Annotated in this window: 33 protein-coding genes; 32 read left to right on the forward strand and 1 reads right to left on the reverse strand. The window is 67.2% G+C overall.

Features of this window, described 5'->3' with window-relative positions:
• Nucleotides 1–10: 10 nt before the first annotated feature.
• Nucleotides 11–1,363 (reverse strand): ABC transporter substrate-binding protein, encoded by a 1,353-nt coding sequence (locus VF542_RS20250; protein ID WP_408653505.1) that lies wholly within the window; start codon nt 1,361–1,363, stop codon nt 11–13.
• A 251-nt stretch (nt 1,364–1,614) separates the two neighbouring features.
• On the opposite strand from VF542_RS20250, the gene VF542_RS20255 reads away from it, so the two are divergent.
• The 32 genes from VF542_RS20255 to VF542_RS20410 form a co-directional block, all read left to right on the forward strand.
• Complete coding sequence (locus VF542_RS20255) at nt 1,615–2,607, forward strand: sugar-binding transcriptional regulator (RefSeq protein WP_408653506.1); 993 nt, start codon at nt 1,615–1,617, stop codon at nt 2,605–2,607.
• Between the two features lie 34 nt (nt 2,608–2,641).
• Complete coding sequence (locus tag VF542_RS20260; protein WP_408653507.1) at nt 2,642–3,370, forward strand: phosphotransferase enzyme family protein; 729 nt, start codon at nt 2,642–2,644, stop codon at nt 3,368–3,370.
• Between the two features lie 352 nt (nt 3,371–3,722).
• Nucleotides 3,723–4,097, forward strand: coding sequence for a 30S ribosomal protein S12 (gene rpsL / locus VF542_RS20265; protein WP_408653508.1), 375 nt, complete (start codon nt 3,723–3,725; stop codon nt 4,095–4,097).
• Nucleotides 4,097–4,567 carry a 30S ribosomal protein S7 gene (rpsG, locus tag VF542_RS20270; RefSeq protein ID WP_408653509.1) on the forward strand — a complete coding sequence of 157 codons (471 nt, stop codon included), beginning with the start codon at nt 4,097–4,099 and terminating at the stop codon, nt 4,565–4,567. The genes rpsL and rpsG overlap by 1 nt, the downstream gene beginning before the upstream one ends.
• 55 nt (nt 4,568–4,622) lie before the next feature.
• Nucleotides 4,623–6,719: an elongation factor G gene (gene fusA / locus VF542_RS20275; protein WP_408653510.1), complete on the forward strand. Its 2,097-nt coding sequence runs from the start codon at nt 4,623–4,625 to the stop codon at nt 6,717–6,719.
• Between the two features lie 151 nt (nt 6,720–6,870).
• Nucleotides 6,871–8,064: an elongation factor Tu gene (gene tuf / locus VF542_RS20280; protein WP_408653511.1), complete on the forward strand. Its 1,194-nt coding sequence runs from the start codon at nt 6,871–6,873 to the stop codon at nt 8,062–8,064.
• A gap of 189 nt (nt 8,065–8,253) precedes the next feature.
• Nucleotides 8,254–8,559: a 30S ribosomal protein S10 gene (rpsJ, locus tag VF542_RS20285; RefSeq protein WP_003938093.1), complete on the forward strand. Its 306-nt coding sequence runs from the start codon at nt 8,254–8,256 to the stop codon at nt 8,557–8,559.
• Between the two features lie 109 nt (nt 8,560–8,668).
• Nucleotides 8,669–9,322, forward strand: coding sequence for a 50S ribosomal protein L3 (gene rplC / locus VF542_RS20290; RefSeq protein WP_408653512.1), 654 nt, complete (start codon nt 8,669–8,671; stop codon nt 9,320–9,322).
• Nucleotides 9,323–9,326: 4 nt separating this feature from the next.
• Nucleotides 9,327–10,064, forward strand: a complete 738-nt coding sequence (gene rplD / locus VF542_RS20295) for a 50S ribosomal protein L4 (RefSeq protein ID WP_408653513.1) — start codon at nt 9,327–9,329, stop codon at nt 10,062–10,064.
• Nucleotides 10,064–10,360: a 50S ribosomal protein L23 gene (rplW, locus tag VF542_RS20300; protein WP_408653514.1), complete on the forward strand. Its 297-nt coding sequence runs from the start codon at nt 10,064–10,066 to the stop codon at nt 10,358–10,360. Before rplD ends, rplW begins: the two co-directional genes overlap by 1 nt.
• Nucleotides 10,361–10,390: 30 nt before the next feature.
• Nucleotides 10,391–11,224 carry a 50S ribosomal protein L2 gene (gene rplB / locus VF542_RS20305; RefSeq protein WP_408653515.1) on the forward strand — a complete coding sequence of 278 codons (834 nt, stop codon included), beginning with the start codon at nt 10,391–10,393 and terminating at the stop codon, nt 11,222–11,224.
• A 169-nt stretch (nt 11,225–11,393) separates the two neighbouring features.
• Nucleotides 11,394–11,672 carry a 30S ribosomal protein S19 gene (rpsS, locus tag VF542_RS20310; protein ID WP_408653516.1) on the forward strand — a complete coding sequence of 93 codons (279 nt, stop codon included), beginning with the start codon at nt 11,394–11,396 and terminating at the stop codon, nt 11,670–11,672.
• Nucleotides 11,673–11,730: 58 nt separating this feature from the next.
• Nucleotides 11,731–12,141 (forward strand): 50S ribosomal protein L22, encoded by a 411-nt coding sequence (gene rplV / locus VF542_RS20315; protein WP_408653517.1) that lies wholly within the window; start codon nt 11,731–11,733, stop codon nt 12,139–12,141.
• On the forward strand, nt 12,141–13,088 hold the full coding sequence (gene rpsC, locus VF542_RS20320) for a 30S ribosomal protein S3 (protein ID WP_408653518.1): 948 nt from the start codon (nt 12,141–12,143) through the stop codon (nt 13,086–13,088). The genes rplV and rpsC overlap by 1 nt, the downstream gene beginning before the upstream one ends.
• A 3-nt stretch (nt 13,089–13,091) precedes the next feature.
• Nucleotides 13,092–13,505, forward strand: a complete 414-nt coding sequence (gene rplP, locus VF542_RS20325) for a 50S ribosomal protein L16 (protein WP_408653519.1) — start codon at nt 13,092–13,094, stop codon at nt 13,503–13,505.
• Complete coding sequence (gene rpmC, locus VF542_RS20330) at nt 13,505–13,738, forward strand: 50S ribosomal protein L29 (protein ID WP_408653520.1); 234 nt, start codon at nt 13,505–13,507, stop codon at nt 13,736–13,738. The genes rplP and rpmC overlap by 1 nt, the downstream gene beginning before the upstream one ends.
• Nucleotides 13,735–14,025, forward strand: a complete 291-nt coding sequence (gene rpsQ / locus VF542_RS20335) for a 30S ribosomal protein S17 (RefSeq protein WP_408653521.1) — start codon at nt 13,735–13,737, stop codon at nt 14,023–14,025. Before rpmC ends, rpsQ begins: the two co-directional genes overlap by 4 nt.
• Nucleotides 14,026–14,122: 97 nt before the next feature.
• Complete coding sequence (rplN, locus tag VF542_RS20340; RefSeq protein WP_249771070.1) at nt 14,123–14,491, forward strand: 50S ribosomal protein L14; 369 nt, start codon at nt 14,123–14,125, stop codon at nt 14,489–14,491.
• A gap of 85 nt (nt 14,492–14,576) precedes the next feature.
• On the forward strand, nt 14,577–14,894 hold the full coding sequence (gene rplX, locus VF542_RS20345; protein ID WP_408653522.1) for a 50S ribosomal protein L24: 318 nt from the start codon (nt 14,577–14,579) through the stop codon (nt 14,892–14,894).
• The gene (gene rplE, locus VF542_RS20350; protein WP_408653523.1) at nt 14,891–15,466 is read left to right on the forward strand and encodes a 50S ribosomal protein L5; all 576 of its coding nucleotides are present in this window, start codon (nt 14,891–14,893) and stop codon (nt 15,464–15,466) included. The genes rplX and rplE overlap by 4 nt, the downstream gene beginning before the upstream one ends.
• 3 nt (nt 15,467–15,469) lie before the next feature.
• Nucleotides 15,470–15,655, forward strand: coding sequence for a type Z 30S ribosomal protein S14 (locus VF542_RS20355; protein ID WP_408653524.1), 186 nt, complete (start codon nt 15,470–15,472; stop codon nt 15,653–15,655).
• A 239-nt stretch (nt 15,656–15,894) separates the two neighbouring features.
• Nucleotides 15,895–16,302 (forward strand): 30S ribosomal protein S8, encoded by a 408-nt coding sequence (gene rpsH / locus VF542_RS20360; RefSeq protein WP_408653525.1) that lies wholly within the window; start codon nt 15,895–15,897, stop codon nt 16,300–16,302.
• Nucleotides 16,303–16,310: 8 nt separating this feature from the next.
• Complete coding sequence (rplF, locus tag VF542_RS20365; protein WP_408653526.1) at nt 16,311–16,847, forward strand: 50S ribosomal protein L6; 537 nt, start codon at nt 16,311–16,313, stop codon at nt 16,845–16,847.
• Nucleotides 16,847–17,236, forward strand: coding sequence for a 50S ribosomal protein L18 (gene rplR, locus VF542_RS20370; RefSeq protein ID WP_408653527.1), 390 nt, complete (start codon nt 16,847–16,849; stop codon nt 17,234–17,236). Before rplF ends, rplR begins: the two co-directional genes overlap by 1 nt.
• A gap of 79 nt (nt 17,237–17,315) precedes the next feature.
• On the forward strand, nt 17,316–17,948 hold the full coding sequence (gene rpsE, locus VF542_RS20375) for a 30S ribosomal protein S5 (protein ID WP_408653528.1): 633 nt from the start codon (nt 17,316–17,318) through the stop codon (nt 17,946–17,948).
• Between the two features lie 144 nt (nt 17,949–18,092).
• A complete protein-coding gene (rpmD, locus tag VF542_RS20380) occupies nt 18,093–18,275 on the forward strand; it encodes a 50S ribosomal protein L30 (RefSeq protein WP_408653529.1) in 183 nt (60 codons plus the stop codon).
• An 87-nt stretch (nt 18,276–18,362) separates the two neighbouring features.
• Nucleotides 18,363–18,818, forward strand: a complete 456-nt coding sequence (gene rplO / locus VF542_RS20385; protein ID WP_408653530.1) for a 50S ribosomal protein L15 — start codon at nt 18,363–18,365, stop codon at nt 18,816–18,818.
• Between the two features lie 234 nt (nt 18,819–19,052).
• On the forward strand, nt 19,053–20,360 hold the full coding sequence (secY, locus tag VF542_RS20390; protein ID WP_408653531.1) for a preprotein translocase subunit SecY: 1,308 nt from the start codon (nt 19,053–19,055) through the stop codon (nt 20,358–20,360).
• A 79-nt stretch (nt 20,361–20,439) separates the two neighbouring features.
• Nucleotides 20,440–21,093 carry an adenylate kinase gene (locus tag VF542_RS20395; protein WP_408653532.1) on the forward strand — a complete coding sequence of 218 codons (654 nt, stop codon included), beginning with the start codon at nt 20,440–20,442 and terminating at the stop codon, nt 21,091–21,093.
• 6 nt (nt 21,094–21,099) lie between these two features.
• The gene (gene map / locus VF542_RS20400) at nt 21,100–21,936 is read left to right on the forward strand and encodes a type I methionyl aminopeptidase (RefSeq protein WP_408653533.1); all 837 of its coding nucleotides are present in this window, start codon (nt 21,100–21,102) and stop codon (nt 21,934–21,936) included.
• 108 nt (nt 21,937–22,044) lie between these two features.
• Entirely contained in the window at nt 22,045–23,277 is a 1,233-nt protein-coding gene (locus VF542_RS20405) for a glutamate-cysteine ligase family protein (protein ID WP_408653534.1), read from the forward strand.
• On the forward strand, nt 23,274–23,783 hold a 510-nt coding region (locus VF542_RS20410), incomplete at its 3' end, for a DinB family protein (RefSeq protein ID WP_408653535.1). The genes VF542_RS20405 and VF542_RS20410, both read left to right, overlap by 4 nt.

Here is a 23,783-nt window from a genome sequence, read left to right on the forward strand (position 1 = left end):
AGGGCGGTCATCACTTGCTCCGGTAGGTTTTCGTGGCGCGCTTGGCGACTTTCTGCCCCTCGTCGAGGGCCTTCTGCACAGTCAGCTGGCCGGCTATCGCGGTGCTGACGTACTGCGAGACGGTGGTGGCCAGCCCGCTGAATTCAGGAAAGTCCATGAACTGGATCCCGGGCACCGGCCGGGGCTGCACGCCGGGGTTGGCCGGGTCGGCTGACAGGATGGCCGCCCTGGTCGGCGCGGCGAAGGCGCTGGAGGCCTTGACGTACTGCGGGTTGCTGTAGGTCGACAGCCGCTTGCCGGCCGGCACGCTGGTCCAGCCGATCTTGCTGCCGACGAGCTCCTCGTACTGCCTGCTCGAGGCCCAGGAGATGAACTTCCAGGCCGCGTCCTGCTTCTTGCTGGCGTGCTCGATGGCCCATGACCAGGCGTAGAGCCAGCCGGAGTTCTCGGTCTTGACCACCGGAGCGGCGACGTAGGCCATCTTGCCCGCTACCGGTGAGCCGCTGGCCTCCAGCGAGCCGGCCGCCGAGGTGGCGTCGTACCACATCGCCACCTTGCCCTGCACCATGTTGTTCAGGCATTCGGTGAAGCCGGCCTGCGGGGCGCCGGCCTCCCCGTGCTTGCGGACCAGATCCACGTAGAAGCTGACCGCCTCGTTGAACTGCGGGCTGTTGACCTGGGGTTGCCAGTCCTTGTCGAACCAGGTGCCGCCGAAGGTGTTCACGACCGTGGTGAGCGGCGCGAAGACCTGGCCCCAGCCGACCTGGCCCCGCAGGCAGATGCCGCGCATGCCGGGCTGGGCGTTGTCGACCTTGGCGGCGAGGTCCGCGACCTGCTGCCAGGTCGGTTTGGCCGGCATGGTCAGTCCCTTGGCGGCGAAGACGTCCTTGCGGTACATCAGGAAGGAGGACTCGCCGTAGAAGGGTTCGGCGTAGAGCTTGCCGTCGGAGGCGGTCAGCGACTTGGTCATGCCGGGGAAGATGTCTGACTGGTTGAAGCTCGCGTCGCGCTCGACATAGCCCGACAGCGGTGCCAGCCAGCCGGCCTTGGCATAGAACGGGACCTCGTAGTTGCTGATCGTGGAGATGTCGTAGATGCCGGCCTGGCTGGACAACTCCTGGCTGATCTTGTCCCGGACGTCGTTCTCGGGCAGCACCGTGTAGTTCACCGTGATGCCGGTCTGCTTGGTGAAGTTGTCGGCGGTCAGCTTCTGGATGTCCACCATCTGCGGGTTGTTCACCATCAGCACATTGATCGAGTTCCTGCCGCCGCCCAGCCCGCCGGCACCGGCACAGCCGGACAGCCCCGCCGCCAGTGCGGCTATCGCGCCGATTCCCAGAAGTGATCGAAGCCGTCTCGGCATGAAGGTCACCCGCTTTTCGCTCGTTTGAGCACTGCTCGCTCGATCTGTAAATTACAGTGCTGCCTAGGCAGCGCACAGTCAAGGGTTCGTCGCTACTCCGCCGGGGTTCAGCGGCATCCGCGCGCTGCCGACCAGTGGCGCGTTTTCTCGGGCGGAGGTGCCGTTCGCCCGCTAGGTTGCCGCTAGGCCGGCACTCGTAGCGATGCGTCGGTGTGTTGAGCGTGGATCCTGATGTCCAGAGGGGAGTGCGGATGGCCAAGACCTCGGTGGCCAGGCCTTCCGAAGTGGTGCTCGCGGCCCGAGCCGCTCGGATGTACTTCCTGGAGGACCGGTCCAAGGTCGAGATCGCCGGCCTGCTGGACATCAGCCGGTTCCGGGTCGCCCGGCTGCTCGACACGGCTCGTGCGCTGGGCATGGTGCGGATCGAGATCGGGCTGCCCGGCACCCTGGACGCGGCACTGTCGGCGGAGCTCGCTTCGGCCTTCGGCCTGCGGCACGCCTTCGTCTACAACTTCGGGGACGACAGCGACAGTTCGCTGCGGCACCGGCTGGGCGAGGCCGCCGGCGAGGCGATCGCGGATCTCGCCGAAGCCACTGACGTGGTCGGGATCGCCTGGTCTCGATCACTGTCGGGCCTGGCCCGCAGCCTGACGAGCTTTCCGCCCTGCCCGATCGTGCAGATGACCGGTGCGCTGTCGCGGCCCGGCGATGATGACCTGCTCGATCTGGTGCGCGCGGTGACCAGGGTCGGCGGTGGCCCGTCCCACGGCTTCTACGCGCCGATGATCGTCGATGACGCGGTCACCGCGCAGGCGATCAGGCGGCACCCGGACGTCGCGGCGGCCTACGCGATGTTGAGCTCGGTGACCATCGGCATGGTGGGTATCGGAGCCTGGCTGCCCGGGCTGTCCAGCATCTACGACGCCCTCAGCCAACCCGATCGGGACGCGGTCACCGCTGCCGGGGTGCAGGCCGAGGTCTCCGGGGTCTTCCTGGACGCGAACGGAACTCCTCGCCAGACACCCCTGGACGAGAGGATGATTGTCACACCGGCGGCGTTGCTGACACAGCTGCCGACAGTGCTGGCCGTGGCCTACGGAACTGCCAAGTGCCAGGCGGTCTGGTCGGCTCTGAACGGGGGTGTCGTCAATGGGCTCATCACCCATGCCAGCCTCGCTCGGTCAGTCCTGGCCCTATCCACCCCAGGTTCCGGGCTGGCCGGCCCGCGGGCGGGCAGCGGCTGAGCCGCTCGGCGGCGGGGTCGCCAACCGCGGCCGGGTGTTTCGCTGCGAGGGCACCGTGCGGCGCCCGCGGGCACCGTTCGGCCGGGCCACCCACGCCGTGCTGGCGCATCTGCGGCGGGTCGGCTTCACCGGTGCGCCGCAGGTGCTGGCGGTCGAGGCCGACACCGAGGTGCTGTCCTGGATCCCCGGCCGGGCTGCCTTTACCCCGCTGCCGGACTGGTCACTCGGCGAGGACACCCTGATCAGCGTGGCGGCCTTGATCCGGCAGTTCCACCTCGCGATGCGGTCCTTCGACGGCACCGGCCTGAGCTGGGCCCGGCCGGTGCCGCCCGGCTACCGGGGGCCGCTGATCTCGCACAATGACCTGCACCCCGGCAACGTCGTCTTCGACGGCGGCGTGGCGGTCGGGTTGATCGACTTCGACCTGGCCGGACCCGGCTCGGTCGTCTGGGACGTCGCCACCGCGGTGCGCAACTGGTGCCCCCTCGTCGACGATCAGGACGTGCCGCCGGCGCTTGCCGACCGTCGCCTGCAGCGGCTCGCGCTGTTCCTCGACGCCTACGGACTGGCCTCGGCCGACCGGATCGCGGTCGCCCGGGCGCTGGTGCCCAACCACGACTGGACCTACCGGATCGTCGTGGAGGCGGCGAAGTCGGGTCATCCTGGCTTTCGTGACTACTGGCGTGAGGTCGCGCGGCGCACGGACCGGGCCCGGGACTGGACGTGCCGGCACGGCGATGAGTTGATCGCGGCGGTCAGCTGACCCCGTCCACACGGCTCCCCGGTGGCTCGGGGTCGATTTTGATCCCGGACTGGGCAACGGTATTGTTTACCTTTGTGCCCGGAGCCTCCGGGTGCTCGCCTGCGTGCATCACGGGCCCCGCTGAGTCAAGCGGGTGCTGGTGCACCGGGGCCGTCCGGCAGTCCTGCGGGGAATTTTCCGCGGACAGTCCTGGGATGGGGCGCGACACGCCCGACCCCGTGGACCGGACGACAGGGACAACAGCAGAGCAGACACGTTGCCGGGCAGGAGCCTGGTGCGGCTGGAAACAGGCCCAGCCGGCCGGGAATCTCTCCACGACGTACCGCAGACGAATGAGGAGATTGCAGGCCGCATGCCTACGATCCAGCAGCTGGTCCGCAAGGGCCGGCAGGACAAGATCAGCAAGACCAAGACCCCGGCGCTCAAGGGCTCTCCGCAGCGACGTGGCGTCTGCACGCGTGTGTACACCACCACGCCCAAGAAGCCGAACTCCGCGCTGCGCAAGGTCGCCCGGGTCCGGCTGACCAGTGGCATCGAGGTCACCGCCTACATCCCCGGCGTCGGGCACAACCTGCAGGAGCACTCCATCGTGCTGGTGCGCGGCGGCCGGGTGAAGGACCTCCCCGGCGTTCGCTACAAGATCATCCGCGGCTCGCTGGACACCCAGGGTGTCCGCAACCGCAAGCAGTCCCGCAGCCGCTACGGCGCGAAGAAGGAGAAGAGCTAATGCCCCGTAAAGGCCCGGCTCCCAAGCGACCCCTGGTCATCGACCCGGTCTACCAGTCCGGTCTGGTGACCCAGCTGGTCAACAAGATCCTGACCGACGGCAAGCGGTCCACCGCCGAGAGCATCGTCTACGGTGCGCTGGAAGGCTGCCGGGAGAAGAACGGCACCGACCCGGTGGTCACCCTCAAGCGGGCGCTGGACAACGTCAAGCCGACCCTGGAGGTGCGCAGCCGCCGCGTCGGTGGCGCGACCTACCAGGTCCCGGTCGAGGTTCGCACCCCGCGCCAGACCACGCTGGCCCTGCGCTGGCTGGTCGGCTACTCCCGGGCTCGCCGCGAGAAGACCATGACCGAGCGCCTGATGAACGAGCTGCTCGACGCCAGCAACGGCCTCGGCGCCAGCGTCAAGCGCCGCGAGGACACCCACAAGATGGCCGAGTCGAACAAGGCCTTCGCGCACTACCGCTGGTAGGCAGTTCCGCCCGGCCGGCACCACCTGAAGCCCGCAATCACATGAAGAAGGAATGATGGCCAACAACGTTGAGCTCGCCAGGACCCGCAACATCGGGATCATGGCGCATATCGACGCGGGCAAGACCACCACTACCGAGCGGATCCTGTACTACACCGGCATCAACTACAAGATCGGTGAGGTCCACGACGGCGCAGCCACCATGGACTGGATGGAGCAGGAGCAGGAGCGCGGTATCACGATCACGTCCGCCGCGACGAAGTGCACCTGGAAGAACCACGCGATCAACATCATCGACACGCCCGGGCACGTGGACTTCACCGTCGAGGTGGAGCGTTCGCTGCGCGTCCTGGACGGCGCGGTCGCGGTCTATGACGGCGTCGCCGGGGTGGAGCCGCAGACCGAGACGGTCTGGCGGCAGGCGGACAAGTACAGCGTCCCGCGGATGTGTTTCGTCAACAAGCTGGACCGGACCGGAGCCGACTTCTTCCGGTGCGTGCAGATGATGATCGAACGGCTGAACGCCACCCCGCTGGTGCTGCAGATCCCGATCGGCAACGAGGCGGACTTCATCGGTGTCGTCGACCTGGTCGAGATGCGCGCGCTGACCTGGCGCGGTGAGACCGCACTGGGCGAGGAGTTCGCCATCGAGGAGATCCCCGCCGAGCTGGCCGAGCAGGCCGCCGAGTGGCGCGAGAAGCTCATGGAGACCCTGTCCGACGTCGACGACGAGGTGGCCGAGGCCTACCTCAGTGACGTGCAGCTGAGCGTGCCCGAGCTCAAGGCCGCGATCCGTCGCGCCACGCTGGCCGACAAGGTCAACCCGGTGCTGACCGGTTCGGCGTTCAAGAACAAGGGCGTCCAGCCGATGCTCGACGCCGTGGTGGACTTCCTGCCGTCCCCGCTGGACGTCGACCACATCGAGGGCCTGCTCATGGACGGCGTCACCGTCGCCGAGCGCCGCGCCGATGAGGCCGAGCCGCTGTCGGCGTTGGCGTTCAAGATCGCGACCGATCCGCACCTGGGCAAGCTCACCTACGTCCGGATCTACTCCGGCGTGGTGGACAACGGCGCGCAGGTCCTGAACTCCACCAAGGACCGCAAGGAGCGCATCGGCAAGATCTACCAGATGCACGCCAACAAGCGTGAGGAGCTGCCCCGGGCCGGGGCCGGCGATATCATCGCGGTGGCCGGACTGAAGCAGACCACCACCGGCGACACGCTGTGCGACCCGCAGAAGCCGATCGTGCTGGAGTCGATGACCTTCCCGGCGCCGGTCATCTCGGTGGCGATCGAGCCAAAGACCAAGAGCGACCAGGAGAAGCTGGGCGTCGCGATCCAGAAACTCGCCGAAGAGGACCCGACGTTCCAGGTCCACGGTGACGAGGAGACCGGTCAGACGATCATCGCCGGCATGGGCGAGCTGCACCTGGAGATCCTGGTCGACCGGATGCGCCGGGAGTTCAAGGTCGAGGCCAACGTCGGCAAGCCGCAGGTGGCCTACCGCGAGACCATCCGCCGGACGGTCGAGCGCGAGGACCTGACCTACAAGAAGCAGACCGGCGGGTCGGGCCAGTACGCCAAGGTGCAGATCCGGCTCGAGCCGCTGGAGCGCACCGCGGACGGCCCGAGTTACGAGTTCCTGAACGAGGTGACCGGCGGCCGGATTCCGAAGGAGTTCATCCCGTCCGTGGACCAGGGTGCGCAGGAGGCCATGCAGTACGGCATCCTCGCCGGCTACCCGCTGGTGGGCGTGCGCATGGCGCTCACCGATGGGGGCTACCACGACGTCGACTCCTCCGAGATGGCGTTCAAGATCGCCGGCTCGATGGTGTTCAAGGCGGCTGCCCGCAAGGCCGACCCGGTTTTGCTGGAGCCCATGATGGCGGTCGAGGTGATCACGCCCGAGGAGAACATGGGCGACGTGATCGGTGACCTCAACTCGCGGCGCGGCCAGATCCAGGCGATGGAGGAGCGTTCCGGCGCCCGAATCGTCCGGGCGCTCGTGCCGCTGTCGGAGATGTTCGGCTACGTCGGTGACCTGCGTTCCAAGACGCAGGGCCGGGCGAACTACTCGATGCAGTTCGACTCCTACGCCGAGGTTCCGAGCAACGTGGCGAAGGAAATCATCGCGAAGGCGACGGGGCAGTGAGCATCGCAGCGACGAAGTCGCGAGGCGCGGAGCTGACCCGGAGCCGAGCAATGAGTATCGCGAAGGCGACGGGCCAGTAACCCGGCATCACCCCATATCAACGAAGACCAACTAGACGGCCAACAGCCCGACCAAAGGGAGAGGATCCACAGTGGCGAAGGCGAAGTTCGAGCGGACGAAGCCGCACGTCAACATCGGCACCATCGGTCACATCGACCATGGCAAGACGACGCTGACCGCAGCCATCACCAAGGTGCTGCACGACAAGTACCCGACCCTGAACCAGGCGTCGGCATTCGACCAGATCGACAAGGCGCCCGAAGAGCGCCAGCGCGGTATCACCATCTCGATCGCGCACGTCGAGTACCAGACCGAGGCGCGGCACTACGCCCACGTCGACTGCCCGGGTCACGCCGACTACATCAAGAACATGATCACCGGCGCGGCCCAGATGGACGGCGCGATCCTGGTGGTCGCGGCGACCGACGGCCCGATGCCCCAGACGAAGGAGCACGTGCTGCTCGCTCGTCAGGTCGGCGTGCCCTACATCGTGGTGGCGCTGAACAAGGCCGACATGGTCGACGACGAGGAGATCCTGGAGCTCGTCGAGCTCGAGGTCCGCGAGCTGCTCAACCAGTACGAGTTCCCGGGTGACGATGCTCCGATCGTCCGGGTCTCGGCGCTGAAGGCTCTGGAGGGCGACGCCGAGTGGGGCCAGAAGCTGCTCGGCCTGATGGACGCGGTCGACGAGGCCATTCCGCAGCCGGTCCGCGAGACCGAGAAGCCGTTCCTGATGCCGGTCGAGGACGTGTTCACGATCACCGGTCGTGGCACCGTCGTGACCGGCCGGATCGAGCGCGGTGTCCTCAAGGTCAACGAGACCGTCGACATCATCGGCATCAAGGAAGGCAAGACCACCACCACGGTGACCGGGATCGAGATGTTCCGCAAGCTGCTGGACGAGGGTCAGGCCGGTGAGAACGTCGGTCTGCTGCTTCGCGGCATCAAGCGCGAGGACGTGGAGCGCGGCCAGGTCATCATCAAGCCGGGCACCACGACGCCGCACACCGACTTCGAGGCCAACGTCTACATCCTGTCCAAGGACGAGGGTGGCCGGCACACGCCGTTCTTCAACAACTACCGGCCGCAGTTCTACTTCCGCACCACCGACGTGACCGGTGTGGTGACCCTGCCCGAGGGCACCGAGATGGTCATGCCCGGTGACACCACCGAGATGACGGTCGCGCTGATCCAGCCGATCGCCATGGAAGAGGGTCTGCGGTTCGCGATCCGTGAAGGTGGCCGCACCGTCGGCGCCGGCCGGGTCACCAAGATCATCAAGTAGTACCCAGTTCGAACGGCGGCCGGGCAGCCGGCACGGGGCCCGGCCGCCGCACAACGTTGTACCGCTTCGATCCGTACCCGCGGATCGCGAGCTCGAACCTGAGCACCAGATCGAGAGCACCTGATCAAGACCAGTGCGAACGCTGGCTGCTGAGCACCATTCACCACAGTGAGGACGAGGAAAGCCACCATGGCTGGACAGAAGATCCGCATCCGGCTCAAGGCCTATGACCACGAGGCCATTGACGCCAGCGCGCGAAAGATCGTCGAAACCGTGACGCGTACCGGCGCTCGCGTCGTCGGCCCGGTGCCTCTGCCGACCGAGAAGAACGTGTACTGCGTCATCCGCTCGCCGCACAAGTACAAGGACAGTCGCGAGCACTTCGAGATGCGGACCCACAAGCGTCTCATCGACATTCTCGACCCGACGCCCAAGACGGTCGACGCCCTGATGCGTATCGACCTGCCGGCCAGCGTCGACGTCAACATCCAGTAGTGAGGCGACAGCGAGTGAGCATCGCAGGGAGCGCTAGCGCGTTCGCGAATGCGAGCGAGCACTGGCCGTACCAGCGCCGATCCATTACAGCGGTTAGCGAGTATTCATCATGACTAGTCAGAGCAGAGTGGTTCGCGGCATTCTGGGCGAGAAGCTCGGCATGACCCAGATCTTCGACGCCAACAACCGGATCGTCCCGGTGACGGTGGTCAAGGCCGGGCCGTGCGTGGTGACCCAGATCCGCACCCAGGAGAAGGACGGCTACACCGCCGTCCAGCTCGCCTACGGCCAGATCGATCCCCGCAAGGTGACCAAGCCGCTGTCGGGTCACTTCCAGGCAGCCGGCGTAACGCCACGGCGCCACGTGATCGAGCTGCGCACCTCCTCGACCGAGGGCTACGAGGTCGGCCAGGAGTTCGGCGCCGACATCTTCGTCGACGGCGCGTCGGTGGACGTGACCGGAACGACCAAGGGCAAGGGCACCGCCGGTGTCATGAAGCGCCACGGGTTCCACGGTGTCTCCAGCTCGCACGGTTCGCACCGCAACCACCGCAAGCCCGGTTCGATCGGCGGCTGCTCGACGCCCGGCCGGGTGTTCAAGGGCATGCGGATGTCCGGCCGGATGGGTGTCGACAAGCAGACCACCCAGAGCCTGCGGGTCGTCCGGGTCGATGCCGAGCGCGGGCTGCTGCTCATCGAAGGCGCGGTGCCCGGCCCCAAGGGTGGCCTGGTGCTCGTCCGTACCGCAGTGAAGGGAGCCTAGGTTCATGACTCTCACCGTTGACGTCGTCAGCCCGGCCGGCACCGGGTCCGACCGCGGTTCGGTCGAGCTGCCCGCCGAGATCTTCGACGTGCCGACCAACATCGCCCTGATCCACCAGGTCGTCGTCGCGCAGCTCGCCGCCGCGCGGCAGGGCACCGCCTCGACCAAGACCCGTGGCGAGGTGCGCGGCGGTGGCAAGAAGCCGTACCGGCAGAAGGGCACCGGCCGGGCCCGGCAGGGCTCGACCCGCGCGCCGCAGTTCGCCGGTGGTGGCGTGGTGCACGGCCCGCAGCCGCGCAGCTATGACCAGCGAACCCCCAAGAAGATGAAGGCCGCCGCCCTGCGGGGTGCGCTGTCCGACCGTGCCAGGCACGGCCGGGTGCACGTCGCCTCGGCGCTGGTCGCCGGCGACAGCCCGTCCACCAAGGCGATCACGGCCTCGCTCGCCTCGATCAGCACGGCCAAGAACATCCTGGTCGTGGCGCAGCGTTCGGACGAGCTCAGCTGGAAGAGCCTGCGCAACCTGACCGGGGTCCACATCCTGGAGCCGGGCCAGCTCAACACCTACGACGTGCTGATCTCCGACGACGTGATCTTCACCCTGGACGCGCTGGAGGCCTTCCTGGCCGGACCGGCCAGCGGGAAGTCGGCGAAGGGTGCGGCGAGTTCGGCCGAACTGGCCGACGACGGTGACGTTGCCGAGGGCGAGATCCCGGCCACCGGCGGAGAGGATGAGGACTGATGTTCGACGATCATCGCGACGTGCTGCTCGCCCCGGTCATCTCTGAGAAGAGCTACGGCCTGCTGGATCAGAACAAGTACACCTTCGACGTCCACCCGGACGCCAACAAGACGCAGATCAAGATCGCTGTCGAGAAGGTTTTCAACGTCAAGGTGACGGATGTGAACACTCTCAATCGTCAGGGAAAGCGCATACGGACCCGGTTCGGATACGGCACGCGCAAGAGCATCAAGCGCGCTGTCGTCACCCTTCGCGAGGGTGACCGCATCGAGGTCTTCGGCGGACCTGCGGCCTAGCGGGACACGGGACAGGAACGGACTTCTGATATGGGTATCCGCAAGTACAAGCCGACCACTCCCGGTCGCCGTGGTTCGAGTGTCGCCGACTTCGTCGAGGTCACCCGCACCACGCCGGAGAAGTCGCTGGTACGGCCGCTGCACAACCGGGGTGGCCGTAACAACACCGGCCACATCACCACCCGCCACCAGGGTGGCGGGCACAAGCGTGCCTACCGGCTGATCGACTTCCGCCGCAACGACAAGGACGGGGTGCCGGCCAAGGTCGCGCACATCGAGTACGACCCGAACCGGACCGCACGGATCGCGCTGCTGCACTACGCCGACGGCGAGAAGCGCTACATCCTCGCGCCCCGGACCTTGAAGCAGGGCGACGAGGTCGAGAACGGCCCGGGCGCCGACATCAAGGCGGGCAACGCGCTGCCGCTGCGCAACATCCCGGTCGGCACCACGGTGCACGCGATCGAGTTGCGTCCCGGTGGCGGTGCCAAGATCGCCCGCTCGGCCGGTGCCAGCGTCCAGTTGGTGGCCAAGGACGGGCCGTACGCGCAGTTGCGGATGCCCTCCGGTGAGATCCGCAACGTCGACGTGCGCTGCCGCGCCACCGTCGGTGAGGTCGGCAACGCCGAGCAGAGCAACATCAACTGGGGCAAGGCCGGCCGGATGCGGTGGAAGGGCAAGCGCCCGACCGTCCGCGGTGTGGCAATGAACCCGGTCGACCACCCGCACGGTGGTGGTGAGGGCAAGACCTCCGGTGGCCGGCACCCGGTCAACCCGGCGGGCAAGCCCGAAGGCCGTACCCGTACCCGCAAGGCGAGCGACTCCTTGATCGTCCGCCGCCGACGGACCAACAAGAAGCGCTAAGGAGTACTCGAGTGAGCATCGCAGGCGCGCAGCGCCGAGGAGCGGAGCGAGTTGCCGATGAGCGCTCGGCGCGAAGAGGAGATCAGCACGTGAGCATCGCAGGCGCGCAGCGCCGAGGAGCGGAGCGAGTAGCCGATGAGCGCTCGCGCGAAGAGGGGACGGCGTAACTATGCCTCGCAGCCTGAAGAAGGGACCCTTCGTCGACGACCACCTGCTCAAGAAGGTGGACGCGCAGAACGACAAGGGCAGCAAGAACGTGATCAAGACCTGGTCGCGCCGCTCGACGATCATCCCGGACATGCTCGGTCACACCATCGCGGTGCACGACGGCCGCAAGCACGTGCCGGTGTTCGTCACCGAGGGCATGGTCGGTCACAAGCTCGGCGAGTTCGCGCCGACCCGCACCTTCCGTGGCCACATCAAGGACGACCGCCGGTCCCGCCGGTAGTCAGCTCGAAGATCCGACGTTCACGACCGACACCAGCCAGATTTAAGGGATATCGCAGATGGCAGCCAACGAACCCGACGCAGCAGTGCGGACCGCCTTCGCGCGGGCGTCGCAGGTCAACGTGACGCCCATGAAGGCGCGTCGCGTCATCGACCTGATTCGCAACAAGCCGGCATCGGATGCGCTCGCGGTGCTCAAGTTCGCACCGCAGGCAGCGTCGGAGCCGGTGGCGAAGGTGCTGGCCTCCGCGATCGCCAACGCCGAGAACAACTTCAACCTCGATCCCGAGACGCTGATCGTGTCGCGCGCCTTCGTCGACGAGGGACCGACCCTCAAGCGGTTCCAGCCGCGGGCACAGGGGCGGGCCTTCCGGATCCGCAAGCGCACCAGCCACATCACCATCGAGGTCGAGAGTGTTGAGCGGGCCGTGCGCCCGTCCACGGCCACGAAGAAGAGGAGTGCCCGCTAATGGGACAGAAGGTCAACCCGAACGGGTTCCGCCTCGGCATCACCACCGATTGGAAGAGTCGCTGGTTCGCCGACAAGAACTACGGCGAGTATGTCAAGGAAGACGTCGCCATCCGTCGCTTGATGGCCAAGGGCATGGAACGCGCCGGAATCGCCAAGGTGGAGATCGAGCGCACCCGCGACCGGGTCCGGGTGGACATCCACACGGCGCGGCCGGGCATCGTGATCGGTCGCCGCGGTGCTGAGGCCGACCGGATCCGCGGCGAGCTGGAGAAGCTCACCGGCAAGCAGGTTCAGCTCAACATCCTCGAGGTGAAGAACCCCGAAGCCGACGCCCAACTGGTCGCACAGGGTGTGGCCGAGCAGCTGTCGAACCGGGTCAGCTTCCGCCGCGCGATGCGCAAGAGCATGCAGTCCACGCTGAAGAGCCCCGGGGTCAAGGGCATCCGGGTGCAGTGCTCGGGCCGGCTCGGCGGTGCGGAGATGAGCCGCTCGGAGTTCTACCGCGAAGGCCGGGTGCCGCTGCACACGCTGCGCGCCAACATCGACTTCGGCTTCTACGAGGCCCGCACCACCTTCGGCCGGATCGGTGTGAAGGTCTGGATCTACAAGGGCGAGGTTCCGACCGGATCGCGCACCGAGCGGGAGGCCGCGGTCGCCGCCGAGGCACTGCGCCAGCGTCGTGACCGGCCGGTCCGGCCGCGCCGTTCCGGTTCGCAGGGCACCACCGGCGTCTCGACCGAGGCGGGCCGCGCGGCCGACGCCGGCGGTGCCGAGGCGCCGCTGGCGACCGCACTGCTGGACTCCGAGCCGGTTGACTCCCCCGTGGTCGACGCGCTCGCCGTCGAGGGCCGGGCCGACGAGGCGCCGGTGACCGACACCGCTGAGACCCCGGCGGCCGGCAGCTCCGACCCGGCAGCCGAGAACACCGATATCACTGAGGGCTGAGACATGTTGATCCCACGGCGGGTTAAGCACCGCAAGCAGCATCACCCGGATCGCACCGGGCCTGCCAAGGGTGGCACCCGTGTCACCTTCGGCGAGTACGGCGTCCAGGCGCTCGAGCCGGCCTACATCACCAACCGGCAGATCGAGTCGGCGCGTATTGCCATCAACCGGCACATCCGCCGTGGTGGCAAGGTCTGGATCAACATCTACCCGGACCGGCCGCTGACCAAGAAGCCGGCCGAGACCCGGATGGGTTCGGGCAAGGGTTCGCCGGAATGGTGGATCGCCAACATCAAGCCGGGGCGGGTGCTCTTCGAGCTGTCCTACCCGGACGAGAAGACGGCGCGGGAGGCCCTGACCAGGGCCATCCACAAGCTGCCGATGAAGTGCCGGATCGTGAAGCGGGAGGAGTTCTGATGGCCAGCACGTCCAACACCAGCGAGCTTCGCGAGCTGCACGACGAGGAATTGCAGACCCGGCTGCGGGAGTCCAAGGAAGAGCTGTTCAACCTGCGCTTCCAGATGGCGACCGGCCAGCTGGACAACAACCGGCGGCTGCGGGTCGTGCGCCACGACATCGCACGGATCTACACGATCCTGCGCGAGCGCGAACTGGGCCTGTCGGTAGCACCTGAAGGAGGCGCGGCATGAGCACCGAGGCAACCCCGGCCACGGCCGGAACCGGGCGTGAGGCCGACCGCAAGGTCCGTGAGGGCCTGGTGGTCAGCGACAAGATGGACAAGACCGTGGTGGTCGCCGTCGAGGACCGGGTCAAGCACCCCCTCTACGGCAAGGTCATCCGGCGCACCAGCAAGCTCAAGGCGCACGACGAGGCCAACGCGGCCGGCGTCGGCGACCGGGTGCTGCTGATGGAGACCCGCCCGCTGTCGGCCACCAAGCGCTGGCGCGTGGTGGAGGTCATCGAGCGCGCCAAGTAAGGCTCAGACGTTCCGCCCGGCAACCCGGACGGAAGCAAGACGGCATAGTAAGGGCCCGCCACGAGGCCCGGTTAGCCACGAATTTGGGAGTAGGGCTGTGATTCAGCAGGAGTCGCGACTGCGCGTCGCCGACAACACCGGCGCCAAGGAGATCTTGTGCATCCGGGTGTTGGGCGGCTCGGGTCGTCGCTATGCGGGCATCGGCGACATCATCGTCGCAACCGTCAAGGACGCGTTGCCCGGCGCAGGTGTCAAGAAGGGTGATGTCGTCAAGGCCGTCATCGTCCGGACGGTGAAGGAGCGACGGCGTGCCGATGGCTCCTACATCAAGTTCGACGAGAACGCGGCCGTGCTGATCAAGGCCGACGGTGAGCCCCGCGGCACCCGCATCTTCGGCCCGGTCGGGCGCGAGCTGCGTGACAAGAAGTTCATGAAGATCATCTCGTTGGCCCCGGAGGTGCTGTGATGAGCGAGGATCGCAGTGCCGCTTGCGGCGCGAGGACCGGAGCGAAGTCAGCGATGAGCGCTTGCGCGAAGAGCGAGGTTGCACGATGAAGGTCAAGAAGGGCGACGAGGTCGTCGTCATCGCAGGCAAGGACCGTGGGAAGACGGGCAAGGTGCTGGCGTCCTTCCCGGCTGAGAACAAGATCATCGTCGAGGGCGTCAACCGGGTCACCAAGCACGCCCCGGTCCGTGCCAACGCCCGCGGCGCACAGACCGGCGGAATCACCACCCAGGAAGCCAAGCTCGACGCCAGCAACGTGATGGTGGTCGTGGACGGCCAGGCGACTCGGGTCGGGTACCGCCGCGACGAAGAAAGTGGCCGCAACGTGCGCGTTGCCCGCCGTACCGGAAAGGACCTGCGATGACCACCGAGGCAAGCACCAGCGTGGTGCCGGCGCCGCGGTTGAAGCTGCGTTACCGCCAGGAGATCATGCCCGCGCTGCAGAAGCAGTTCTCCTACTCCAACCCCATGCAGGTTCCAGGCGTCGTCAAGATCGTCGTCAACATGGGTGTCGGCCAGGCGGCCAAGGACGCCAAGCTGATGGACGGCGCGGTACGCGACCTGACCCTGATCACCGGCCAGAAGCCGCTCGTGCAGAAGGCGCGGGTCTCCATCGCGCAGTTCAAGCTGCGCGAGGGCATGCCGATCGGCGCGAAGGTGACGCTGCGCGGAGACCGGATGTGGGAGTTCCTGGACCGGCTGCTCAGCCTGGCGCTGCCCCGGATCCGTGACTTCCGGGGCCTGTCGCCCAAGCAGTTCGACGGCAACGGCAACTACACCTTCGGTCTCACCGAGCAGTCGATGTTCCACGAGATCGATCCCGACACCATCGATCGCCCGCGTGGCATGGACATCACCGTCGTGACCACGGCAAGCAACGACGACGAGGGTCGCGCGCTGCTTCGCGCGCTCGGCTTCCCGTTCAAGGAGAACTAGACCATGGCCAAGACATCGCTCCGGATCAAGGCGGCCGCAAAGCCGAAGTTCGCGGTGCGCGGGTACACCCGCTGCCAGCGCTGCGGCCGGTCCCAGGCTGTCTACAAGAAGTTCAAGCTGTGCCGGATCTGCCTGCGCGAGATGACCCATGCCGGCGAGCTGCCCGGCATGACCAAGTCGAGCTGGTAGCCCGAGGCTCGCGAGCGAGTCGACTCGTGAGCTGGAACCGCATCTTTACGCTCCCGAATCGACGCGATCGCTCCGCAGCACGCTCAGTAATTTGGTTGGAAGTAAGCGATCAGGCAAACTTGTCTGGTTGTCCATAGCTTCGAAGCAGGCCCGTCCCGCGTTGCCGGCTGGGAACCGCTCCGAGAGAGGTAAGACCCGATGAACACGCTTTCCGCCGGCCCGAACTGCGAGGCCGCCTCATGACCATGACGGACCCCATTGCCGACATGCTCACCCGGCTGCGCAACGCCAACTCGGCGTTCCACGACACGGTGTCCATGCCGCACAGCAAGCTCAAGGCGCACATCGCCGAGATCCTGCAGCAGCAGGGTTACATCTCAGGTTTCCAGGTGACCGACACCGAGGGCGATCTGCCCGGCAAGGTGCTGACCCTGAACCTGAAGTACGGCCCCAACCGCGAGCGCAGCATCGCCGGTGTGCGCCGGGTGTCCAAGCCCGGCCTGCGGGTGTACGCCAAGTCGACCGGACTGCCCCGGGTGCTCGGTGGGCTCGGTATCGCCATCATCTCGTCCTCGTCCGGTCTGTTGACCGACCGGCAGGCCGCCAAGCGTGGAGTGGGTGGGGAAGTCCTCGCCTACGTCTGGTAGGAGCAGCTATGAGTCGCATCGGCAAGCTTCCGATCCCGGTCCCCAGCGGCGTCGAGGTCGCGATCGACGGCCAGAACGTCACCGTCAACGGCCCCAAGGGCCGCCTGTCGCACGTCCTCGCCGAGCCGATCACGATCGCTCAGGAGGACGGCACGCTGACCGTGGTCCGTCCCGACGACGAGCGGCTGTCCAAGTCGCTGCATGGGCTGTCCCGGACGCTGATCGCCAACATGGTGGTCGGAGTCACCGCCGGCTACACCAAGAATCTCGAGATCGTCGGAACCGGTTACCGGGTCGCGGCCAGGGGCGGTGACCTGGAGTTCGCTCTCGGTTTCAGCCACCCGGTGCTGATCACGGCGCCGGAGGGCATCTCGTTCCGAGTCGACTCCCCGACCCGGTTCGCCGTCGAAGGCATCGACAAGCAGAAGGTCGGCGAGGTCGCCGCCAACATCCGCAAGTTGCGCAAGCCTGACCCGTACAAGGGCAAGGGCGTGCGTTACCAGGGTGAGGTCATTCGCCGCAAGGCCGGAAAGACGGGTAAGTAATGGCTGCCTCAGGGATCGTCAAGCGCGCACGGCGTTCGGCCGGAGTTTCGGCCGGCCGCCGCACCGGCAAGGCACGCCGGCACTTCCGGCTGCGCAAGAAGGTAGTCGGTACCGAGAGCCGGCCGCGGCTGGTCGTCACCCGCTCGGCCCGGCACCTGTTCGTGCAGGTGGTCGACGACAGCAGGGGTGTGACCCTGGCTTCCGCCTCGACCTTCAAGCTGACCGACGGCGACAAGACCGCCCAGGCTCGCCAGGTCGGAACGGCCGTCGCGGAGTCAGCCAGGGCCGCCGGCGTCACCAAGGTGGTGCTCGACCGCGGTGGCAACACCTACACCGGACGGATCGCGGCGTTCGCCGACGCCGCCCGGGAAGCCGGTCTGGAGTTCTGATGAGCCCAGATCTCGGGATGGACCCAGCCTCGATCACCAACCACAAGCACATTTTCAGCAACAGTGAGGAAACAGCCTGATGGCCTCCGCAACCCAGGGAACGCAGCGCGGCCCCCGCGCCGGCGGCGGCAACGAGCGCGCCGGCGGTAACGAGCGGGGTGGCCGCGACCGGCGGGACGGCCGTTCGGCGCCGGAGAAGAGCACGCTGCTCGAACGAGTCGTCACCATCAACCGGGTGGCCAAGGTCGTCAAGGGTGGCCGTCGGTTCAGCTTCACCGCTCTGGTCGTCGTCGGCGACGGTGACGGCACGGTCGGCGTCGGCTACGGCAAGGCCAAGGAGGTCCCGGCGGCTATCGCCAAGGGCGTCGAGGAGGCCAAGAAGAACTTCTTCAAGGTGCCCCGGATCGCCCAGACCATCCCGCACCCGGTCCAGGGTGAGAAGGCTGCCGGAGTGGTGCTGCTGAAGCCGGCCAGCCCCGGTACCGGCGTCATCGCCGGTGGCCCGGTGCGAGCCGTCCTGGAGTGTGCCGGGATCCACGACATCCTGAGCAAGTCCCTCGGCTCGGACAACCCGATCAACATCGTGCATGCCACCGAGGCGGCCCTGAAGCAACTGGTCCGTCCCGAAGAGGTGGCGGCCCGCCGCGGCCTGCCGCTGGAGGACGTCGCTCCGGCCGGCCTGCTGCGTGCCCGTGCCGGACAGGGGGCCTGACCCGATGAGTGAGGATCGCAGGGCCGCCCGCGGCCCGAGGACCGGAGCGAGTACAGCGATGAGCTGTCGGCGAGTGAGCATCGAGCGAGGCACGAGCGAGGCGCGGAGCGAGATGGCAGTTCGCGCGAAGAGCGGAGAAAGCTGATGGCCCGCCTGAAGATCACCCAGCTCCGCTCCGAGATCGGTTCCAAGGACAACCAGCGCCAGACGCTGCGTTCCCTGGGGCTGAAGCGGGTGCGCGATGTCGTCGTCAAGGAGGACCGGCCCGAGATTCGCGGCATGGTCCAGACCGTGACCCATCTGGTCACGGTCGAGGAGGTTGAGTAGCCGAGTGAGCGAGCATCGCAGCGAGGCACGAGCGAGGAGCGCAGCGAACTCAGCGATGAGCGCCTGCGCGAAGAGCGGAGTCTGACAATGAGTGACGGTTTGCTGAAGGTCCACCACCTTCGCCCCGCGCCCGGATCGAAGTCGGCCAAGATCCGGGTCGGTCGCGGTGAGGGCGGCAGGCGGGGCAAGACCGCCGGACGCGGTACCAAGGGGTCGCAGGCCCGCTACCAGGTTCCGGCCGGCTTCGAAGGCGGTCAGATGCCGATCCACATGCGGCTGCCCAAGCTCAAGGGTTTCCGCAACGCCTTCCGGGTCGAGTTCCAGGTGGTCAACGTCGCCAAGCTGGCCGAGCTGTTCCCCAACGGTGGAACGGTCTCGCCCGAGGCGATGGTCGAAGCCGGAGCCGTCCGCAAGGGCGCCCCGGTCAAGGTTCTGGGAACCGGTGACCTCGGTGGCGTCAAGCTCGACGTGACGGCCCACGCGTTCTCGGCCAGCGCCGCGGAGAAGATTGCCGCGGCCGGCGGAAGCGTGACTACGCTGTAGTACGTCGGCCGACTGCGTCGAGTAATCGATGCGGCACGCGTAGTAGGGCCGGACAGGTGACTGTCCGGCCCCCTGCGTATCGTTAGTGGCTGTCTGCGAACCGGCGGTAGGAAGTGCTCGACTGTTAGGCTCGCACCCGAGGACACCGACCCGGCACCGCGGACGGCCCGGACTCGGCGGCCAGCTCGAACCTCACAAAAGACGGATTGACCTCGAACCCGCGCAGGAGGATGTGTGCTCAGCGCTTTCGCGTCTGCTTTCAGGACGCCAGACCTGCGTAAGAAGCTGCTCTTCACCCTTGCCATGATCGGGCTGTACCGGCTGGGCGCGTCGATCCCGACACCCAATACCAACACGGCCGCGATCAATGCCTGTATCAAGTCGGCCAGTGGCGCCAGCCAGACCGCTTATGCGCTGATCAACCTGTTCTCCGGTGGCGCGCTGCTCAAGCTGTCGGTATTCGCGCTGGGCATCATGCCCTACATCACCGCCAGCATCATCATCCAGCTGCTGGTCGTGGTGATCCCGCGGTTCGAGGCCTTGAAGAAGGAGGGCCAGTCCGGCCAGCAGAAGCTGACCCAGTACAGCAGGTACCTCACCATCGGCCTGGCGATCCTGCAGTCCTCCGGCTTCATCGCCCTGGCACGCTCGGGTCAGCTGTTCTCGGGCTCCGTCGACTGCCACCCGCTGTACCGCCAGTCGGTCTTCGCCCTGGGCACCATGGTCGTCATCATGACGGCCGGCACCGCGGTGGTCATGTGGCTCGGCGAGCTGATCACCGACCGTGGCGTCGGCAACGGCATGTCGATCCTGATGTTCACCTCGATCGCCGCTCGGATCCCGAACGAGGGCCAGGCGATCCTGAAGAACTCCGGTGGCTTCGCCTTCATCCTGATCCTGCTGCTGGGATTCTCGATCATCGCGGCGGTGGTGTTCGTCGAGCAGGCACAGCGCCGGATTCCGGTGCAGTACGCCAAGCGGATGATCGGGCGCCGGATGTACGGCGGCACCTCGACCTACCTGCCGATGAAGGTCAACATGGCCGGTGTCATTCCGGTCATCTTCGCCTCGTCGCTGCTCTACATCCCGCAGTTGCTGTCCCAGCTCAACGGCAACAGCACCTCGGGCCTGCAGTTGTGGATCAACAACCACCTGCTCGATCAGCAGGACTGGATCCACATCACGACCTACTTCCTGCTGATCATCTTCTTCACCTACTTCTACGTCGGCATCACCTTCAACCCGGAGGAGCGGGCCGACGACATGAAGAAGTACGGCGGCTTCATTCCCGGCATCCGCCCGGGCCGGCCCACGGCGGAGTACCTGCAGTACGTGCTGTCCCGGATCACGCTGCCGGGTGCCCTCTACCTGGGCATCATCGCCGTGATCCCGAACTTCTTCTTCTCCATGACCGGTGGCAACAACCAGAACTTCCCGTTCGGCGGCACCGCGGTGCTGATCATGGTCGGCGTGGCCCTGGACACGGTCAAGCAGATCGAAAGCCAGCTCATGCAGCGAAACTACGAAGGGTTCCTGCGTTAATGGCAGGGCCTCGTCCCTGCCGGCAATACCGCCGGACTGCCCGGGCGCTGGTGAGACGGAACGGTCCGGTGAGAACCTAGTGCGACTCGTTCTGGTAGGCCCGCCGGGCGCGGGCAAGGGCACCCAGGCCGGTTTCATCGCCGAGCGCTTCTCCATCCCGCAGATCTCGACCGGCGACATCTTCCGGGCCAACGTGTCGGGCGGCACCGAGTTGGGCAAGCTCGCCAAGTCCTTCATGGACGCCGGCGACCTGGTGCCTGACGAGGTGACCATCGCGATGGTCCGCGATCGGCTGGGTGAGCCGGACACCGCCGCGGGTTTCCTGCTGGACGGCTTCCCGCGCAACGTCGCCCAGGCCTACGAGCTGGATTCGGTGCTCGGTGACCTGGGTGCCTCGCTCAACGTCGTCCTGGAACTCGAAGTCGACAACGACGAGGTGGTGCGCCGGCTGTCCGGGCGCCGGATGTGCCGCAAGTGCGGTCACATCTGGCATATCGAATACGACCCCACCAAGGACCAGGAGCGCTGCGACCGGTGCGGTGGCGAGCTGTTCCAACGCGACGACGACCTGGCCGAGACCGTCCGGCACCGCCTTGACGTCTACGCCGAGCAGACCGCGCCGCTGATCCAGTTCTACGACGGTCGGGGCCAACTGGTGGTGGTGGACGCCCTCGGGCCGGTCGAGGATGTCACCGAGCGAGCGATAGCAGCCCTGACCAAAGCGACATCTTGAGCGATCGTGCGACGCCGTCGGGACGATATCCAACTCAAGACGCCTGATCAGATCCGGTCGATGCGCCGGGCCGGCCTGGTGGTTGCCGCGGGGCTCGCGGCGATGACCGACGCGGCCAAGCCCGGAGTCTCGACCTACGAGCTCGATCAGGTAGCCCGGCGGGTGCTGGCCGAGGCAGGCGCGGCGTCCTCCTTCCTGGGCTACTCCGGCCCGCCGCCCTTTCCCGGCGTCATCTGCTCCTCCCGCAACGCCAACGTCGTGCACGGCATCCCGAGCAGGGATGACGTGCTGGCCGACGGGGACCTGATCTCGCTGGACTTCGGCGCCATCGTCGATGGGTGGCACGGCGACGCGGCTGTCACTGTCGCAGTCGGTGCGGTCTCCACCGACGCCCTGGCGCTGTCAGATGCCTGCCGGACCGCGCTGTGGGACGGGATCGCCGCCGCGCAGGCTGGTGGCCGGCTCACCGACATCTCCCACGCCGTGCAGACCTCGGTACAGAGTTCAGGCCCGTTCGGCATCGTTACCGGATATGGCGGCCACGGCATCGGCACCGCGATGCACATGGACCCGCACATCCTCAACCATGGCAAGCCTGGCAGGGGGCCCCAGCTGGTTGCCGGCATGGCACTCGCCATCGAGCCGATGATCACCCTCGGCTCCGCCCACACCCACCAGCTTCCCGACAACTGGACGGTGGAGACCGTCGACGGCTCGCTGGCCGCGCATTGGGAGCACACGGTGGCGGTCCTGTCCGACGGGCTGTGGGTGCTGACTGCCGAGGACGGTGGACGGGCTGAGCTGGCCGCCCGCGGGGTGCCGATCAGCGCACTTGCCGACTGAGCCGGTATCGGGCAGGAGCCGATGGCTCGGCATGCACCCGGTGACCCGTTGTCAGGATCGCAGGATAGATTTGGGCCCACTTATCCCGACCAGCGAGCGGAGACGGCCATGAGCACCACCACGCGTCCTCAGCCGATCCGGACCATCGCCGAAGCAGGCACCTACGTGACCCGGGTCTGCTTCAAGCACGGTCCACCGGTGAAGACCGGCATCGAACTCGAATGGCTAGTGATCGACCCGCACGACCCCGACCGGCGGCCGGACGTCCAGACGCTCGTGACGCTGCTCGGGCCGCACGCTCCAGCCACCCTGGCGGCCGGCAGCCCCGGCGTGCCGCTGCCGCGCGGTGGCCTGGTCACCGTCGAACCAGGCGGTCAGCTCGAGATCTCCTCCCTGCCCTACCACTCGGTCACCGACCTGATCACCGCCATGACCGCCGATATCCAGGCGCTACGCGGGTTGCTGGCTCCGGCCGGCTTCGAACTCAGCGGTGTCGCGGCAGATCCGCACCGGCTGCCGCACCGGATTCTCCGGACCCCCCGCTATGACGCGATGGCTGACCGCTTCGATCAGTTCGGCCCGGCCGGCCGGGTGATGATGTGTTCCACAGCTTCCACCCAGATCTGCCTGGACCTCGGAAGCGGTGCCGAGGCCGCCGACCGGTGGCGGGCTGCCCACTACCTGGGCCCGGTTCTGCTGGCCGCCTTCGCCAACTCCCCGCGCACGGCGGGCGAGCTGGTCCCGGCAGCGGCCTCGACGCGCATGTCGTCGTGGTGGCAGTTGGATCCCGAACGCACCCGGCCACCGGCATCGACGGTGCTGGAGGACTACGCCGAGCGGGTTGTGGACACCCAGGTGCTGGCACGTCGGCGCGCTACCGGCGACTGGCGAGTGGCGCAGTCTCTGACGTTGCGCGAGTGGATCGATTCCGGAGAGCAGGTGACGACGGCCGACATCGATCTGCACCTTTCCATGCTGTTCCCACCGGTGCGGCCACAGGGCTACCTGGAAATCCGCTATCTCGATGCCCAGCCCGGCGACGAGTGGATCGTGCCGCTGGCGTTGCTCGCCGCGTTGTTCGCCGGTCCGCACCCGGTCGGGGAGGTGCTGCGCGGCTGCGCGGAGGGTGCTGACCGCTGGCAGCAGGCCACCGAGCAGGGACTTGCCGATCCGGTGCTGCGCAGCATCGCGGCGCGCCTGCTCGACATCGCCATCCCAGGCCTGGACGGCCTCGGCCTGCCGCCGGCGATGCGCGAGCAGGTCGATCGGGTGCTGCGCCGGCGGCTCTGCGAAGGCGTCAACCCGGGCTCGGAGATACCACTCGTGGAGGGACGGCTATGACTGGAACGAGCCATGCCGCTGACCTGCACCGGCTCGGTGACGCCGAGCTGCGTGAGCACATCGCCGCCGAGCTGGCCCGGGCCAGGGCGCGCAGCACGGCACTCACCGACGCGGTGGACGAGCCGGACCTGACCAGCCAGCATTCGCCGCTGATGTCGCCGCTGGTGTGGGACTACGCCCACATCGCAAACCAGGAGGAGATCTGGTTGGTGCGTGATGTCGGCGGGCGCGAGGCGGTGCGCTCGGACATCGACCAGATGTATGACGCCTTTCAGAACCCGCGGTCCGAGCGGCCGTCGCTGCCGTTGCTGTCGCCGAGTGAGACCCGCGGCTACGTCGGCCAGGTCAGGGAGAAGGTGCTCGACGTTCTCGACCGGGCGCCGTTGAACGCCAGCCGGCTCACCCAGTCGGGGTTCGTGTTCGGCATGGTGGTGCAGCACGAGCAGCAGCACGACGAGACCATGCTGGCCACCCACCAGCTACGCCGCTCCGGGCCTCCCCTGCAG

This window comes from Jatrophihabitans sp., from assembly GCF_036389215.1.
GTDB lineage: Bacteria > Actinomycetota > Actinomycetes > Mycobacteriales > Jatrophihabitantaceae > Jatrophihabitans_A.

Excerpts from the sequence above, each read along its gene's own strand:
- VF542_RS20250 (WP_408653505.1), bottom strand. The coding sequence starts at position 1,363 with ATGCCGAGACGGCTTCGATCACTTCTGGGAATCGGCGCGATAGCCGCA.
- VF542_RS20255 (WP_408653506.1), top strand. The coding sequence starts at position 1,615 with ATGGCCAAGACCTCGGTGGCCAGGCCTTCCGAAGTGGTGCTCGCGGCC.
- rpsL (WP_408653508.1), top strand. The coding sequence starts at position 3,723 with ATGCCTACGATCCAGCAGCTGGTCCGCAAGGGCCGGCAGGACAAGATC.
- rpsG (WP_408653509.1), top strand. The coding sequence starts at position 4,097 with ATGCCCCGTAAAGGCCCGGCTCCCAAGCGACCCCTGGTCATCGACCCG.
- fusA (WP_408653510.1), top strand. The coding sequence starts at position 4,623 with ATGGCCAACAACGTTGAGCTCGCCAGGACCCGCAACATCGGGATCATG.
- rpsJ (WP_003938093.1), top strand. The coding sequence starts at position 8,254 with ATGGCTGGACAGAAGATCCGCATCCGGCTCAAGGCCTATGACCACGAG.
- rplC (WP_408653512.1), top strand. The coding sequence starts at position 8,669 with ATGACTAGTCAGAGCAGAGTGGTTCGCGGCATTCTGGGCGAGAAGCTC.
- rplD (WP_408653513.1), top strand. The coding sequence starts at position 9,327 with ATGACTCTCACCGTTGACGTCGTCAGCCCGGCCGGCACCGGGTCCGAC.
- rplW (WP_408653514.1), top strand. The coding sequence starts at position 10,064 with ATGTTCGACGATCATCGCGACGTGCTGCTCGCCCCGGTCATCTCTGAG.
- rplB (WP_408653515.1), top strand. The coding sequence starts at position 10,391 with ATGGGTATCCGCAAGTACAAGCCGACCACTCCCGGTCGCCGTGGTTCG.
- rpsS (WP_408653516.1), top strand. The coding sequence starts at position 11,394 with ATGCCTCGCAGCCTGAAGAAGGGACCCTTCGTCGACGACCACCTGCTC.
- rplV (WP_408653517.1), top strand. The coding sequence starts at position 11,731 with ATGGCAGCCAACGAACCCGACGCAGCAGTGCGGACCGCCTTCGCGCGG.
- rpsC (WP_408653518.1), top strand. The coding sequence starts at position 12,141 with ATGGGACAGAAGGTCAACCCGAACGGGTTCCGCCTCGGCATCACCACC.
- rplP (WP_408653519.1), top strand. The coding sequence starts at position 13,092 with ATGTTGATCCCACGGCGGGTTAAGCACCGCAAGCAGCATCACCCGGAT.
- rpmC (WP_408653520.1), top strand. The coding sequence starts at position 13,505 with ATGGCCAGCACGTCCAACACCAGCGAGCTTCGCGAGCTGCACGACGAG.
- rpsQ (WP_408653521.1), top strand. The coding sequence starts at position 13,735 with ATGAGCACCGAGGCAACCCCGGCCACGGCCGGAACCGGGCGTGAGGCC.
- rplX (WP_408653522.1), top strand. The coding sequence starts at position 14,577 with ATGAAGGTCAAGAAGGGCGACGAGGTCGTCGTCATCGCAGGCAAGGAC.
- rplE (WP_408653523.1), top strand. The coding sequence starts at position 14,891 with ATGACCACCGAGGCAAGCACCAGCGTGGTGCCGGCGCCGCGGTTGAAG.
- VF542_RS20355 (WP_408653524.1), top strand. The coding sequence starts at position 15,470 with ATGGCCAAGACATCGCTCCGGATCAAGGCGGCCGCAAAGCCGAAGTTC.
- rpsH (WP_408653525.1), top strand. The coding sequence starts at position 15,895 with ATGACCATGACGGACCCCATTGCCGACATGCTCACCCGGCTGCGCAAC.
- rplF (WP_408653526.1), top strand. The coding sequence starts at position 16,311 with ATGAGTCGCATCGGCAAGCTTCCGATCCCGGTCCCCAGCGGCGTCGAG.
- rplR (WP_408653527.1), top strand. The coding sequence starts at position 16,847 with ATGGCTGCCTCAGGGATCGTCAAGCGCGCACGGCGTTCGGCCGGAGTT.
- rpsE (WP_408653528.1), top strand. The coding sequence starts at position 17,316 with ATGGCCTCCGCAACCCAGGGAACGCAGCGCGGCCCCCGCGCCGGCGGC.
- rpmD (WP_408653529.1), top strand. The coding sequence starts at position 18,093 with ATGGCCCGCCTGAAGATCACCCAGCTCCGCTCCGAGATCGGTTCCAAG.
- rplO (WP_408653530.1), top strand. The coding sequence starts at position 18,363 with ATGAGTGACGGTTTGCTGAAGGTCCACCACCTTCGCCCCGCGCCCGGA.
- VF542_RS20405 (WP_408653534.1), top strand. The coding sequence starts at position 22,045 with ATGAGCACCACCACGCGTCCTCAGCCGATCCGGACCATCGCCGAAGCA.